At 75.4% G+C, this 13,398-nt stretch carries 10 protein-coding genes and 1 pseudogene; 5 read left to right on the forward strand and 6 right to left on the reverse strand.

Annotated features, from left to right (window positions below):
• Positions 1-988: pseudogene (locus F593_RS30485) on the forward strand (hypothetical protein); the annotation flags it as partial.
• A 66-nt stretch (positions 989-1,054) separates the two neighbouring features.
• On the opposite strand, the gene F593_RS0120570 reads toward F593_RS30485, so the two are convergent.
• The 6 genes from F593_RS0120570 to F593_RS28955 all read right to left on the reverse strand — a co-directional run bounded on the left by F593_RS0120570 (position 1,055) and on the right by F593_RS28955 (position 8,464).
• Complete coding sequence (locus F593_RS0120570) at positions 1,055-2,053, reverse strand: hypothetical protein (protein ID WP_022930629.1); 999 nt, start codon at positions 2,051-2,053, stop codon at positions 1,055-1,057.
• A gap of 20 nt (positions 2,054-2,073) precedes the next feature.
• Complete coding sequence (locus tag F593_RS27165) at positions 2,074-3,363, reverse strand: sensor histidine kinase (protein WP_022930630.1); 1,290 nt, start codon at positions 3,361-3,363, stop codon at positions 2,074-2,076.
• The gene (locus F593_RS27170; RefSeq protein WP_022930631.1) at positions 3,363-3,800 is read right to left on the reverse strand and encodes a response regulator; all 438 of its coding nucleotides are present in this window, start codon (positions 3,798-3,800) and stop codon (positions 3,363-3,365) included. Before F593_RS27170 ends, F593_RS27165 begins: the two co-directional genes overlap by 1 nt.
• A 355-nt stretch (positions 3,801-4,155) precedes the next feature.
• Positions 4,156-6,141 carry an acetate--CoA ligase gene (gene acs, locus F593_RS27175; RefSeq protein WP_033208779.1) on the reverse strand — a complete coding sequence of 662 codons (1,986 nt, stop codon included), beginning with the start codon at positions 6,139-6,141 and terminating at the stop codon, positions 4,156-4,158.
• 221 nt (positions 6,142-6,362) lie between these two features.
• The gene (locus F593_RS0120585; protein ID WP_022930633.1) at positions 6,363-7,958 is read right to left on the reverse strand and encodes a solute symporter family protein; all 1,596 of its coding nucleotides are present in this window, start codon (positions 7,956-7,958) and stop codon (positions 6,363-6,365) included.
• Positions 7,955-8,464 (reverse strand): DUF485 domain-containing protein, encoded by a 510-nt coding sequence (locus tag F593_RS28955; protein WP_022930634.1) that lies wholly within the window; start codon positions 8,462-8,464, stop codon positions 7,955-7,957. Before F593_RS28955 ends, F593_RS0120585 begins: the two co-directional genes overlap by 4 nt.
• 148 nt (positions 8,465-8,612) lie before the next feature.
• Here F593_RS28955 and F593_RS27185 point away from each other — a divergent pair, with 148 nt between their 5' ends.
• The 4 genes from F593_RS27185 to F593_RS30680 all read left to right on the forward strand — a co-directional run bounded on the left by F593_RS27185 (position 8,613) and on the right by F593_RS30680 (position 13,138).
• Positions 8,613-9,824 carry a sensor histidine kinase gene (locus F593_RS27185; RefSeq protein ID WP_022930635.1) on the forward strand — a complete coding sequence of 404 codons (1,212 nt, stop codon included), beginning with the start codon at positions 8,613-8,615 and terminating at the stop codon, positions 9,822-9,824.
• A gap of 70 nt (positions 9,825-9,894) precedes the next feature.
• Positions 9,895-10,803, forward strand: a complete 909-nt coding sequence (locus F593_RS0120600) for a LytR/AlgR family response regulator transcription factor (RefSeq protein ID WP_022930636.1) — start codon at positions 9,895-9,897, stop codon at positions 10,801-10,803.
• Positions 10,800-11,276 (forward strand): DUF485 domain-containing protein, encoded by a 477-nt coding sequence (locus F593_RS28960; protein ID WP_022930637.1) that lies wholly within the window; start codon positions 10,800-10,802, stop codon positions 11,274-11,276. Before F593_RS0120600 ends, F593_RS28960 begins: the two co-directional genes overlap by 4 nt.
• Entirely contained in the window at positions 11,276-13,138 is a 1,863-nt protein-coding gene (locus F593_RS30680; RefSeq protein ID WP_022930638.1) for a sodium/solute symporter, read from the forward strand. Before F593_RS28960 ends, F593_RS30680 begins: the two co-directional genes overlap by 1 nt.
• Positions 13,139-13,398: the final 260 nt, after the last annotated feature.

Genomic DNA, 13,398 nt, shown 5'->3' on the forward strand with positions numbered 1-13,398 from the left:
CGGCGCAGGCTCGGCCGCCTGCGACCCGCCGGGGCGCGACTGCCCGACGGGCACCCCCTCGACGCCCACGGGCGACGGCTACGGCGAGACGGGCGCGTCCGGCGTCCTGCCCGGCAGCGCGGCCGCCGACGCCTGCGACCCGCCCGCCCCGGACTGCGTGACAGGCGCGCCGTCCACGCCCACGGGCGACGGCTACGGTGAGACGGGCGCCTCCGGCGTCCTCCCCGGCAGCGCGGCCGCCGACGCCTGCGACCCGCCCGCCCCGGACTGCGTGACGGGCACTCCCTCGTCGCCCACGGGCGACGGCTACGGCGAGACGGGCGCCTCCGGCGTCCTCCCCGGCGACGCGGCGAAGGCCTGCGATCCCGCCGACACCACCACTTGCACCCCCGGCACCCCGGGGTCGCCCACGGGCGACGGCTACGGCGAGACGGGCGCCTCCGGCGTCCTCCCGGGCCGCGACTGCACCACCCGCGGCGGGTCCGCGACGCCCGACGACGACGCGTCCGCTGGTCGGGGGACCGCGGACGATGACGTCGCGGGCGCCCCCGCCGTGGACTCGGACGACGCCGCCGGGGCCCCCGGCTCCGGCGGCGCGGACGGGTCCGCCACCACCACCGAGAACGGCGCCACGTCGACGACGACCACGGGCGCCACCACCCCGACGCCCGCGGCCGCCGCCGACGCCGACGCCGACGGGCGCGCCGCGACGGGCACGACGCCCGCGCCCGCCGCCGGCAGCACCGGCACGACGCCGGCGCCCGCCGCCGGCAGCACGGGCACGACGACCGGGACCTCCGACGCCGCGCCCGCGGGCACCACCACGAGCGGGGGCGGCGACGCCTCCCGCGGCGGCCTCCTGGCCGACAACACGGCCGCGCAGGCGCCGTCTCGCGGCAACACCGTCCTGGTCGTCGGCGGCCTGGTGCTGCTGCTCCTCGCCGTGGCCGTCGTGCTGCGCCGCGGGCGCACCGGCGAGTCCTGGTAGCCGGCCCCGCTGCGCTGGCTGGCCCCGCTGCGCTAGCCGGCGCCGCGCGAGGCCCCGCCGGGCCGGCTAGGCGCCGCGGCGCCGACGGCGCGGCGGCCAGCTCGGCACGATCGACGAGGGCGCCGAGATGCCGAAGACGTAGTCGATGAGCGCCGCGTGGTCCACGATCCCGAGCTCGTCGCGGACGTGGGCCTCGACCTCCTCGCGGGAGCGGCCGTTCGCGGCCATCGACAGCGCCACGAGCCGCGCGCTGTCGATCTTCTCCGGCGCGTCCTGCGGGTAGGGGGCGCTGTCGCTCTCGGCGATGATCGGCATGTCGGCGAGCTCGTCGGGCGAGGCCTCCGGGGCCGGCGAGGCGGCGTCGCCGGCCGGCGACGCGCCCTGCGCCGCGGGGGCGCTCCCGGCGGGGGAGCCTGCGGGGCCCGCGACCCCCGCCGACGGCGGCACGGTCGTCCCTCCGGCGCCGGCGGGCGCGCCGGACGCGCCGGGGTCGGCCGCAGCGTGCTCGTCGCGCGAGGCGGCGTCCGCCGCGGGCTCCGCGCGGCCGGCGGGCTCGCCGAAGCCCACCCACTCCGCGGGCCGGTGCAGGATGCCGGCGCCGCCGGACGACGACCCGCCGTTGCGCGGGGCGTCCGGGCTCGCGGCTGCGTCGTCGGCGCCCGCGGCTTCGGGGGCGGCGTTCGCGGCGTCGGGGGCCGGGGCCTGCGGCGCCGCGGCGTCCGGGGCTCCCGCGTCCGGGGTCGCTGCCTCCGGAGCCCCCGCGGTCAGGGCCAGGGCGCCGTGCGCCCCGCCGTGCGTGGCCGGCAGGTCGAGCGGCTCCAGGGCGCGCAGGCGCTCCAGCCCCGCCTGGGCCGCGGCGGCGGCGGCGACGAGGCCGGCGGCGATCTCCTCGAGCTCCTGCGAGCGGGCCTCGAGGAGCCGGGCGCTCTCCGCGTGGACCTCGGCGGCCTGGCGATCGGCCTGGGCCAGGATCTCCGTGACCTGCCGCTCGGCGGTCGCGAGGATGTCGCCGATGCGGGAGGCCGCCTCGGGGGCGGTGGGATCTGGGACGGGATCGGTCGACATGGGGCCTCGGTTCGGTGAGCTCATCGCGGAAGCTCCGCGCGGAGCGGATCCGACGGCGTCGGCGTCCCCGAAGGGGCCGGGTCGTCGGGGGGACGGATGGGAAGGACGACGCGCAGCGTGCGGTCGCCGTCGACGCCGCGGGTCACGGTGAACGCGCCGGTGACGGCACGCACCCGGTGGTCGACGGCGGCCAGGACATCGTCCTCGTCGTCCGACGTGAAGTCGAGCCCGAGCGCGAAGCGGCGGTCGTCGTGCACCATCGTCAGGACCAGCATGCCGTCCTGGGCCGCGATCCGCACCGCCAATCGCGTGGGGGCGCTCGTGCGCTCCGCGTCGCGCAGCAGGTCGCGGACGACGGAGAGCAGCAGCGGGTGGTGGATGTCCTCGAGCCGGCGGTCGACCTGGACCTCGGCGGTCGACCCCCGCCGCGCTGCGGCCTGCTCCGTGAGCAGCCGGACGCCGGCGCCCAGGCTGTGGGCGGCCACGCCCTCGGTCCGCAGGCCCCCGATGGTCTCGCGCAGGCGCCGCGTGGCGGCCTCGAGACCGGCGCGCGCGTCGGGCAGCAGCTCGAGCTCGCCGTCCATCGCGTCGGCGATGTCGTGGCGGGTCGTCAGCAGGATCTGGAGGACGTCGTCGTGCAGCAGGTCGGCCACGCGCTGGCGCTCCGTCTCCTCCGCCCGGATGGCCTGCCGCAGCATCTCCTGGACGGAGCCGGAGAGCTCGGAGATCCGAATGCTGCGCCGCTCGCGCTCCACGGCGATGAGACACGCGACGAGCCCGCACCAGCCCAGGGCGAAGGCGACCAGCAGCAGCGCGCCGTCGCTGAGCCCGTAGGCATCGTCGAAGAGCACCCCGGTGGTCCAGAGGGCGAAGGCCGCGGTGACGCCGGCCGCGGTGATCCCGGCCACGGCCGACGCCGTGAGCGTGAGGCTGTGGCCCAACGGGATCGCGCAGAGGAAGAGCAGGACGGCGGTGCGCGGGTCCTCGACGGTCGCGGCCACCGCCGTGATCGCGACGACGTCGAGCAGCGCCCGGCGCAGGTCGGCGACCGTGCTGACCTGCGAGACGGGGATCCGCCACACGAGGACGCTGGTGACGGCGATGTAGATCGCCGTGGCGTAGAGCGCCACGAGCGCCGCGGTGTCGGGCTCGGTGGGGGAGCTGACGACCACGATCCCCAGGGCGGCCGCGACCATGACCCGGATGACGGCGCGGCCGCGGTTGCGCGAGCCGGCCAGGGTGTCGTCGAACGTGGCCGCCGCGGTGCGGGGCACGAGCTCGGGACTCCGGTGGTCGGGCGCGACGGCCATCAGGCGTCGGGTCTCGGTGGCGCGAGGCGCGTGACGGCGTCGCAGATGTCGCGGCGGGACTGCGACTTCTCCAGGAACCCGACGGCGCCGGCCTCGAGCGCCTGCGCGGCGAACTCGTCTTCCGCCCGGGCGCTCAGCAGGATGATGCGGGTGGCGGCCAGCGCGGGCTCGGCCCGGACGGTCCGCGTGAGCAGCAGGCCGTCCAGGATGGGCATCCGCGCGTCGATGAGCGCCACGTCCGGGTGCAGGGCGCGGATGACGTCGAGCGCCTGCGCGCCGTCGCTCACCGCGTGGACCAGCTCGAGGTCATCCCGCCGCTCGAGCGCGCGCACCATGCCCGCGCGGAAGTGATCGTTGTCGTCGGCGATCACGACCGTCGCGACGCCCGGATGACGGGCGTCGGATCGATCGCGCTTCGCGAGCGCTCCATGAGTCATCGGCATCCTCTCGAACCTGCGCGAGTATACGCCGCACTCGACGGGATGCCGAGACCGGGCGTACCTCTCCCGTGACGTCCAACGACCGCGCCCGCTCCGCGGATGCCCTCTGTGCCCGACGTCACAGAGTTGGAACGTCGCTGGAGACCGGCCCCGCGGGCGGCGCTGCCGACGCCCGGCCAGCGGGTACCCCGATTCGTTGCGCCGGACACTATCGCCGAGCGTACTCCCCATGGGGGGTGCCGGAGGCCGGAACGGACGTCCGATCGGGTAACGGTGGTCACGAGCAGTCTGGATGGGGCATCCGCGGCCCCCGACGGGCCGCCGTCGGGCCCGTCGGGACGCGGATCCGGGCCTAGGCCCCGGCCTTCCAGCGCTCCTGCAGGTTCTCGACCACGGACGGGTCGGCGAGCGTCGTGACGTCGCCCAGATCGCGCTCCTCCGCGATGTCGCGCAGCAGGCGGCGCATGATCTTGCCCGACCGGGTCTTCGGCAGGTCCTGCGTCCAGACGATCCGCTTCGGGCGTGCGAGCTTGCCGATGCGGTCGGCGATCCCCGCGTTGATCTCGTCGCCGACCTCGTCGGAGGACTTCGTCTCGCCCTGCAGCGTCACGTACGCCACGATCGCCTGGCCCGTCAGGTCGTCCGCCTGGGCCACGACGGCGGCCTCGGCGACGTGGGGGTGCGCGACGATCGCGGACTCGACCTCGGCCGTCGACAGGCGGTGACCCGAGACGTTGATCACGTCGTCGACGCGGCCGATGACCCAGATGTAGCCGTCCTTGTCGATCCGCGCGGAGTCGCCCACGAAGTACGTCGACTCGCCGAACCGCTCCCAGTACGTCGACCGGTAGCGGTCGGGATCCTGGTAGAGCGTGCGCAGCATGGAGGGCCAGGGGCGGGGGATGGCCAGGAGGCCCTCGCCCTCGCTCACGGGCTCGCCGGTCTCGGCGTCGAGCACCTGGACCTCGTAGCCGGGCAGCGGGGTGCCGGCGGACCCGGGCTTCGCGTCGTCGAGCCCCGGGAGCGTCGTGACGACCATGGCGCCGGTCTCCGTCTGCCACCAGGTGTCGACGACGGGGCAGCGCTCGCCGCCGACGACGTGCCAGTACCAGAGCCACGCCTTCGGGTTGATCGGCTCGCCGACCGAGCCCAGCAGCTTGAGGGACGTGAGGTCGCGGCCCGAGACGTGTTCGACGCCCCACTTCATGGCCGCCCGGATCGCCGTGGGGGCGGTGTAGAACTTCGTCACCCCGCGCCGCTCGATCAGCTCCCACCAGATGCCCTTGTGCGGGTAGTCCGGGGCGCCCTCGTACATCACGGACGTGATGCCGTTGGCGAGCGGGCCGTAGACGATGTAGGAGTGCCCGGTCACCCAGCCGACGTCGGCGGAGCACCAGAAGACGTCCTCCTCCGGCTTGAGGTCGAAGACCTGGCGCAGCGTCGTCGTGACGCCGGTGAGGTAGCCACCCGTGGTGTGCTGGATGCCCTTCGGCTTTGCGGTCGAGCCGGACGAGTAGAGGATGAACATCGGCGCCTCGGCGTCGAGCGGCACCGGGTCGACGGGGTCGGCGGCGGCGACGACCTCGTCGAAGAAGACGTCGCGACCCTCCGTCATCGGGACGTCGTCCAGGCCGGCGTGGCGGACGACGACGATCTTCTCCAGGCCCTGCAGGCCGCCCATCGTGCGGTCGACCTCGGGCTTGACCGGGGCCGTCTTGCCCTTGCGGCGCGAGCCGTCGGCCGTGACGAGCACCTTGGCGCCCGAGACCTCCATACGCTCCGCGACGGAGCCGGCGGAGAAGCCGCCGAAGACGACGTTGTGGACCGCGCCGATCCGGGTGCACGCGAGCATCGCGACGGCGACCTCGGGGATCATCGGCAGGTAGATCCCGACGACGTCGCCCTCCTGCACGCCCAGGTCGCGCAGGGCGCCCGCGAACCGCGCGGTCTGGTCCAGCAGCTCCGCGTAGGTGACGTCGCGCTGCTCGCCCTCCTCGCCGTGCCAGTGGAACGCGACGCGCTCGCCGTTGCCCGCCTCGACGTGCCGGTCGAGGCAGTTGTCGGACACGTTGATCCGACCCCCTTCGAACCAGCGGTAGAAGGGGGCCTCGGAGTCGTTCAGCGCGGTCTCCCATGGCGTCGACCAGCGCAGCTTGCCGGCCTGCTCCTCCCAGTACGCGACGGGGTCCGCGGCGGCGCGGGCCCGCAGCTCGGGGTCCGTGATCTCGGCCTGCGCGGCGAAGCCGGGCGGCGGCGGGAAGCGCTCCTGGCCGAGGAGCTCGTGCAGGCGCTCCTCGACGGCGTGCTCGGTCAGGGTGCGGGGGGTCTCGGTGCTCATCTCGTCTGCGTCCTCCGTCGAGATCTGGTGCGCGCCGCCGGAGGGGCGGCGCGTTCCTGTGAACCTACAAGGGTGCGCCGGCGCACAGAGCGCGCCGGCGAGGTGTACCGCCCTTTCGGGCGAGTGGGTGGACCTGCGGGTGGGCCGTGCCGCGTCGGCGTCCGACGCGGCGCCGCCCGAGACGCACGGGCCGGGGCCCGCACCGTCTCCACCTGCCTGGGCTAGTGCGAGACCGCTTCCTCGGCGCCCAGGCCCGTCTCGGCCCGCACGCGGAGCTCGTCGAACTTGTCCTGCGTCGAGGAGTCCGAGGAGAGCACCGTGCCGAGCCAGCAGCCGAAGAAGCCCAGCGGGATCGAGACGATGCCCGGGTTCTTCAGGTCCCAGCCCAGCGGCGAGCCGCCCGAGCCGGGCCACACGCCGGGCGAGATGACGATCAGCAGGATCGCCGAGATCACGCCGAACGCCACGCCAGTCAGCGCGCCCGTGGTGTTGAACCGGCGCCAGGTCAGCGCCAGCAGCAGCGCCGGGAAGTTCGCCGACGCGGCGACGGCGAACGCGAGGCCGACCATGAACGAGACGTTCAGGCCCTCGCCGCCGATGACGGCGACGACGATCGCGATCACGCCGACGATCAGGGCCGCGACGCGGCCGGCCCACATCTCCTCCTTGTCCGTGGCGGTGCCGCGCTTGACGATGCCGTTCCAGACGTCGTGCGCCATGGCGCCCGAGGCGGAGATGACGAGCCCGGCGACGACCGCCAGGATCGTGGCGAACGCGACGGCGGCGATGATCGCGAGGAACAGGTCGCCGCCGAACGTGCCGGCGCCGCCGCCGATGAACTCGGCCAGGCGCGGCGCGGCGAGGTTGCCGGCCTTGTCGATGCCGGACGCGAGCTCGGTCCCGCCGATGAGGGCGCGGGCGCCGAAGCCGAGCGCCGTGGTCATGAGGTAGAAGGCGCCGATCAGGCCGATCGCCCAGACCACCGAGGTGCGGGCGGCCTTCGCCGTCGGCACGGTGAAGAACCGCATGAGGATGTGGGGCAGGCCGGCGGTACCGAGCACGAGGCCCAGGCCGAGCGAGACCGTGTCGATCGGGTTCGTGTAGTTCAGGCCCGGCGCCAGGTACCGCGCGCCCTCGGGGCTCGCGTCGCGCGCCTGGGTGAAGAGGTTCAGCGGGTTGCCGCCGACCTTGATCAGCACGAGGATCGTGAGGATCGTCGTGGCGGTCATGAGCATGACGGCCTTGACGATCTGCACCCACGTGGTGGCGAGCATGCCGCCGAAGATCACGTAGGAGAGCATGAAGATGCCCGTCAGCACGACGGACAGCTGGAACGAGATGCCCATGAGGGCCTGGATCAGCACGCCCGCGCCGACCATCTGCGCGATGAGGTAGAAGGCGGCGACCGTCAGGGTGCCCACGGCCGCGGCGGCACGCGCGGGCCGAGCGTTCAGGCGGTGGGAGAGGACGTCGGCGATCGTGAACTTGCCGGCGTTGCGCATCCGCTCCGCCAGCAGGAACAGGACGGTGAGGAACGCGACGAGGAAGCCGACGGAGTAGAGGAAGCCATCGAAGCCGAAGTAGTAGATGAGGCCCGCGATGCCGAGGAACGACGCGGCCGACATGTAGTCGCCGGCGATGGCGAACCCGTTCTGGCGGCCCGTGATGCCGCGACCGGCGGTGAAGAAGTCCGTCGAGGACGTCGTCTTCTTGCTGGCCCAGAACGTGATGGCGAGGGTGATGCCGACGACGAGGGCGAAGATGCCGACGGCCAGGCCGTTGACGCCGTCGGACGCCTGGGCGAGGAACGGGCTCATCGGTGGTCCCCTTCGTGGTGATCGGTCGGGTCGGTCGGGTGGGGGCCGGGGGTGGCGGGATCGGTCGATCCGGCCGCGGTTCCGCGGGCGCCGGGAGTACCGGCGGTCCCGGTCGTCCCGGGAGCGATCGGCTCGTTGGCGATCTCGGCGGCGCGCTCGAGCGCGCGGACCCGCAGCGGGTCGAAGACGTCGCGGGAGCGGCGCACGTAGGCGAGCGCCAGCCCGAACGTCATGACGAACTGCGAGAGGGCGAAGACGTAGCCGACGGTCAGGCCGTCGACGAGGAACTCGGAGCCCATGAAGTCCTCGGCGTAGCCCGCCATGAGGATGAAGAGCAGGTACCAGAAGAGGAAGAAGACCGTGGCGGGCACGATCCAGGCGCGCTTCTTCTGCACGAGCTCCTGGAACTCGGGGGTCTCGGCCACCTGTTGCCAGGTGGCCACCTCGGGCGTGGTCCCGCGCGGTGGCGGGGCGGCGTCCGTCGGGGGCGTGTCGGGGGTGTCCATGGGACCGACGCTCGTCGCCCGGCCGTTCGTCGTCCACGGTCCTCGGTGGACGGTGTCCACCGCGCGACGAACGGCGGGTGGAGCGCGACGAACGGCGGCCGGTGGACCCGTCGTGTGACGCCGGGCACCCTCGGGATAGGATGGCGCCGTGGTCCTGCTCCTCGGCATGGCGCTGGGCGCCGCGCTGACGGCGTCGCTCCTGGCCCTCTCCCGCCTCGTGCGTCATCCCCGTCGGCTCCTGGCCCCGGGCGACGAGGCCACGCGCGCGGCGCTGCACCACGTCGCCGCGATGCTGCCCGACCTGCGCCGCGGCCTGACCGTGCGCAGCGCCCAGCGGGCCGTGGCGCACGTGCGGGCCCTCGCGCAGGCGCCGACCGTCGTGCTGCTCGACCGCGAGCAGGTGCTCGCCCGCGCCGGGTCCGGCCCGCTCGATCCCGGCGATCCGCTGCCGCCCGTGGTGTTCCAGGCGTCCGCGGAGCGCGTGCACGTCGAGCCGCTCGTGACGCTGGGCGACGTGACCCAGCCGCGCGCGGCGGTCGTCGTCGCGCTGCGGGTGGGGGAGGAGCACGTCGGCTGGCTGCTGGCGCTGTTCCCTCCCGGCCGGGTGCGGGCCGAGGACGCGCGGGTCGTCGCCGAGACCGCGGCGCTCGTCTCGGCCCAGGTCGGCCTGTCGGTGCTGGCGGAGCAGGAGGCGCGCGCGTCGACGGCCGAGCTGCGGGCGCTGCGGGCCCAGATCTCGCCCCACTTCGTCTACAACGCGATGGCCGCGATCGCCGCCCTGATCCACACCGCGCCGGACGAGGCGCGCGAGCTGTTGACCGAGTTCGCCGACTTCACCCGCTACGCGTTCCGCGAGCAGCGCTCGTACGTGCCGTTGGCCGACGAGCTGCACTACGTCCAGAAGTACCTGCGGCTCGAGCAGGCGCGGTTCGGTGACCGGCTCGAGGTGCGGGTCGCGGTCGCGCCCGAGATCCTGGGTGCCGCCGTGCCCGTGCTCTCGCTGCAGCCGCTCGTGGAGAACGCGATCCGCCACGGGGTCGAGGGCCGCGCGGCCGAGGGCCCGGCGCACGTCGAGATCGTGGGGGTCGACCTGGACCGCGACGTCGAGCTGCGCGTGACGGACGACGGGCCCGGGGTCGACCCCGCCGTCGCTCGCTCCGCGCTGGCCGGCGCCCGCGGCGGCATCGGCCTGCGCAACGTCGACGCGCGGCTGCGGGCGTCGTTCGGCGAGAGCTACGGCCTGCGGGTCACGGGGCGCCCGGAGCAGGGGACGGTCGTGCGGATGCGCGTGCCGAAGTTCCGCGCCGAGGTCCGCGCCCAGATGGCCCACGAGGTCGCCCCGGCGGAGGTCGCACCGTGAGCGCGCCAGGTCCGATCCCGACCCTGCCCGGCCCCACTGCGACCGTGCCCGGCCCGGCCGAGGCGACCCGGTGAGCGTCCCGGCCGCGACGGCGACCGCCGGCCTGCGCGTGCTGGCCGTGGACGACGAACCACTGGCGCTCGCCGACCTCGAGCGGATGCTCCGCGCGTCCCCCTCCGTCGGCGAGGTCGTGACGGCGTCGGGCGGCGAGGCCGCGCTCGAGCTGCTCGGCGACGGCCAGTTCGACCTGCTGCTGCTCGACGTGCGGATGCCGGGCCTCGACGGCGTGCGCCTGGCGCGCGTCGTGCGGCGCTTCTCCGACCCGCCGGCCCTCGTCTTCGTCACGGCGCACGAGAGCGCGGCGGTCGAGGCGTTCGCCCTGCAGGCCGTGGACTACCTGCTCAAGCCGGTGGCGACCTCGCGGCTCGAGGAGACCCTGCGTCGGGTCGGCGACGCGCGGGCGGCGGACGCGGCCGCGGCGGCCGCGGCCGGGCGGGCAGGTGCCGTGGCACCGTCGGCGGGCGGGCTCGGGCACGGGTCCGGGATGGAGCCGCCGGGCGGCGTCGGCACGGGGATCGCCGCGGGCACGAACGCTGCGGGGGCCGCTGGGGCTCCGGTCGCGGGCGCGCCGGGCGACGCGCTCGACGGCGAGCTCGTGCCCGTCGACAACGTGCGCGGCGGCGGCACGCGGCTCGTGCGGCGCAGCTCGATCCTCTACGTCGAGGCCTACGGCGACTACGTCCGGATCGTGGCCGACGACGGGCGGTTCCTCCTCCGCGCGCGGCTCGGCGACCTCGAGCAGCGGTGGGCGCCCCACGGGTTCGTCCGGGTGCACCGCGGCTACCTCGTCGACCTGCGCCGCGCGGTCGAGCTGCACCCGCAGCTGGGCGGGACGGCCGCGTTGCGGTTCGCCGACGGCAGCGAGGTGCCCGTCGCCCGTCGGCAGGTCGGCGAGCTGCGGCGGAGGCTGCGCGCGTGAGCGTCGACCGCCGCGAGCTCGACGAGGCGACCCCGCACGCGCAGCTCTACCTCGACCGCCTGCGCAGCGCGCACCTCGCGCTCTCCGGCGTCACCGTGCTCGCGTTCGGCGGGCTCGTCGGCGCGCTGCCCCTCGTCGCCCTGGCGCTCCCCAGCCTCGAGGAGCACACGATCCTGGGCGTGCCCCTCGCGGTGCTCCTGATGCTGGCGCCGTACCCGGTGTTCGTCCTCATCGCCTGGATCTACGTGCGCCGCGCGGACGGGCTCGACGAGACGTTCGTCGCCCTCGTGGCGGAGGACGACCCGGACGAGCCGCTGCGGTTCGGCGGCATCGGGGGGGCCAACGGTGCGCCGTGGCGCCCGACGGGAACCCTGGGCGCGGGCGGTCCGGGCGTCGGCGGACCGGGCGCGGTCGGGCGGGATGCGGGCGGGCGGCCGGAGACGGACGGGCCGCCGGGCCCGGGCGCGGCGTAGTGCTGGCGCTCGCGGCGATCGTCGCCGTCACGGGCGGGGCGCTCGGCATCGGCGCGTGGGGGGTGCGCTGGGCCCGCACCACGTCCGACCTCTTCGTCGCCTCGCGGGCGATCACCCCGTGGTGGAACGCGGCGGCGATCTCGGGCGAGTACCTGTCGGCGGCGTCGTTCCTCGGCGTCGCGGGCCTGACGATGCGCTCCGGGCTCGCCGCGCTGTGGCTGCCCGTGGGGTTCGCGGCGGGGTACCTCGCGCTGCTGCTCTTCGTCGCCGCGCCCCTGCGGCGCTTCGGCTCGTACACGATCCCCGACTTCGTCGAGGGCCGTCTGGGCAGCCGCACGCTGCGCACGGCGTCGGCCATCACGCTGCTGGCGATCGGCGGGCTCTACCTCGTCCCGCAGCTGCGCGGCGCGGGGCTGGCCCTGGGCGAGGCCGCCGACGTGCCCTACGGCGTCGGCATCCTCATCGCGGCCGTCATCGTCTGCGCGAGCGTCGCGTTCGGCGGCATGCGCGCGGTCACCTACGTCCAGGCGTTCCAGTTCTGGGTCAAGCTCGTGGCGATCAGCCTGCCCGCGTGCCTGATCGTCGCCCACCTCGGCGGCCTGCCGGAGCGCGCCGCCCTGCTCGGCCAGGAGCTCCCGAGCGCACCCGAGGGTGGCCTCGTCGTGCGGATCGACGTGCCGCACCCGGTGACGTTCCCGCGCGCGGCGACGTACGAGACGGTGGCGGACGGCGGGACGTTCGGCGGGCGAGGCGCGGCTGCCGGCGGCGGCGCGGCTGGGGGCGGCGGCGCGGCTGGGGGCGGCGGCGCGGCTGCGGGCGGCGGCGCGGCTGGGGGCGGCGGCGCGGCTGCGGACCGCGTGACGCGCCACCGCGTCGCCGCGGGGCAGCGCGTCGTGCTGCCGCGGGGCGAGGTCCGGCTGCCGGAGGGCACGGCCGTGCCGGTGGCCGACGGCATCCGCGCGCAGACCGGGGCGGAGTGGGCCCGGCCGGCCGGCGGCGAGGGGCGGGGGAGCCCGCTCTTCATCTACTCCCTGCTCATCGCCACGTTCCTCGGGACGATGGGCCTGCCACACATCCTCGTCCGCTTCTACACGAACGCCACGGGCTCGGCCGCGCGGCACACGACGGTGCGCGTGCTCGGGCTGCTCGGGCTCTTCTACCTCTTCCCCGTCGTCTACGGCCTCGTCGGGCGGGCGTTGACGCCGGAGCTCTACGTCACGGGCGACACGGACCTCGTGGTCCTGCGCCTGCCCTCCGCGGTGCTCGAGGGCTGGACGGGCGAGCTGGCGACGGCGTTCGTCTCGGCGGGCGCGTTCGCCGCGTTCGTCTCGACCGCCTCGGGCCTGCTCGTCTCGACCGCCGGGACGGTGGCCTACGACCTGGCGCCGCGGCGCGGCGGCCCCGACGACGACCGGGCGCGCCGCCGCCGCTACCGCGCCGCGGCCGTGGTCACGATCGCGGTGCCCTCGCTGCTCGCGGTCGCCGCGCGCGGGCTCGACATCACGATCCTCGTCTCGTGGTCGTTCGCGCTGGCGGCGTCGACGTTCTGCCCGCTGCTGCTCCTGGGCATCTGGTGGTCGCGCCTGACGCCCCGCGGCGCGCTGGCGGGGATGATCGCCGGCGGGTTCTGCGCCAGCGGCGGCATCGTGGCGGCGGTCTTCGCGGGTGGCGCGGCGGAGGAGTCCCTGCTCGCCCAGCCCGCGCTGATCTCCGTCCCCGTCGCGTTCCTGACCATGGCCGTCGTCTCGCTGCGCGACACGCCCCCGTCGCGGATCGCGGTCGCGGGGGCGATGCGCGCGCTGCACGTGCCCGAGGCCGCGGCGTCGCCCGACCCGGCCTTCGGGGCGGCGGGACGGGGATGACCGCGCGCGGCCGTACGAATATGCACAGCGCGCTTGTCATATTCGTACTGCCGCGGTCGGGAGATCGTTGGTCCGGGGTGATGCGAGGGGCGCGGGCTGCGTGGGGGCGGGCTGCGTGGGGGACGGAGCAGCGCCGTCCGGGCCGGGCGGGGCGATGGTGCGACAGTCCGCAGTTGCACGGTCCGTCGGGCACACGCGAAGTGCGGGTGGGGGCGCCCTGCACCGAACCGTCCGGTGTCGCGCGCGCCACTGAAGTCCGG

Origin of the sequence: Patulibacter americanus DSM 16676, from assembly GCF_000420025.1 — a bacterium.
Taxonomy (GTDB): Bacteria; Actinomycetota; Thermoleophilia; order Solirubrobacterales; family Solirubrobacteraceae; genus Patulibacter; species Patulibacter americanus.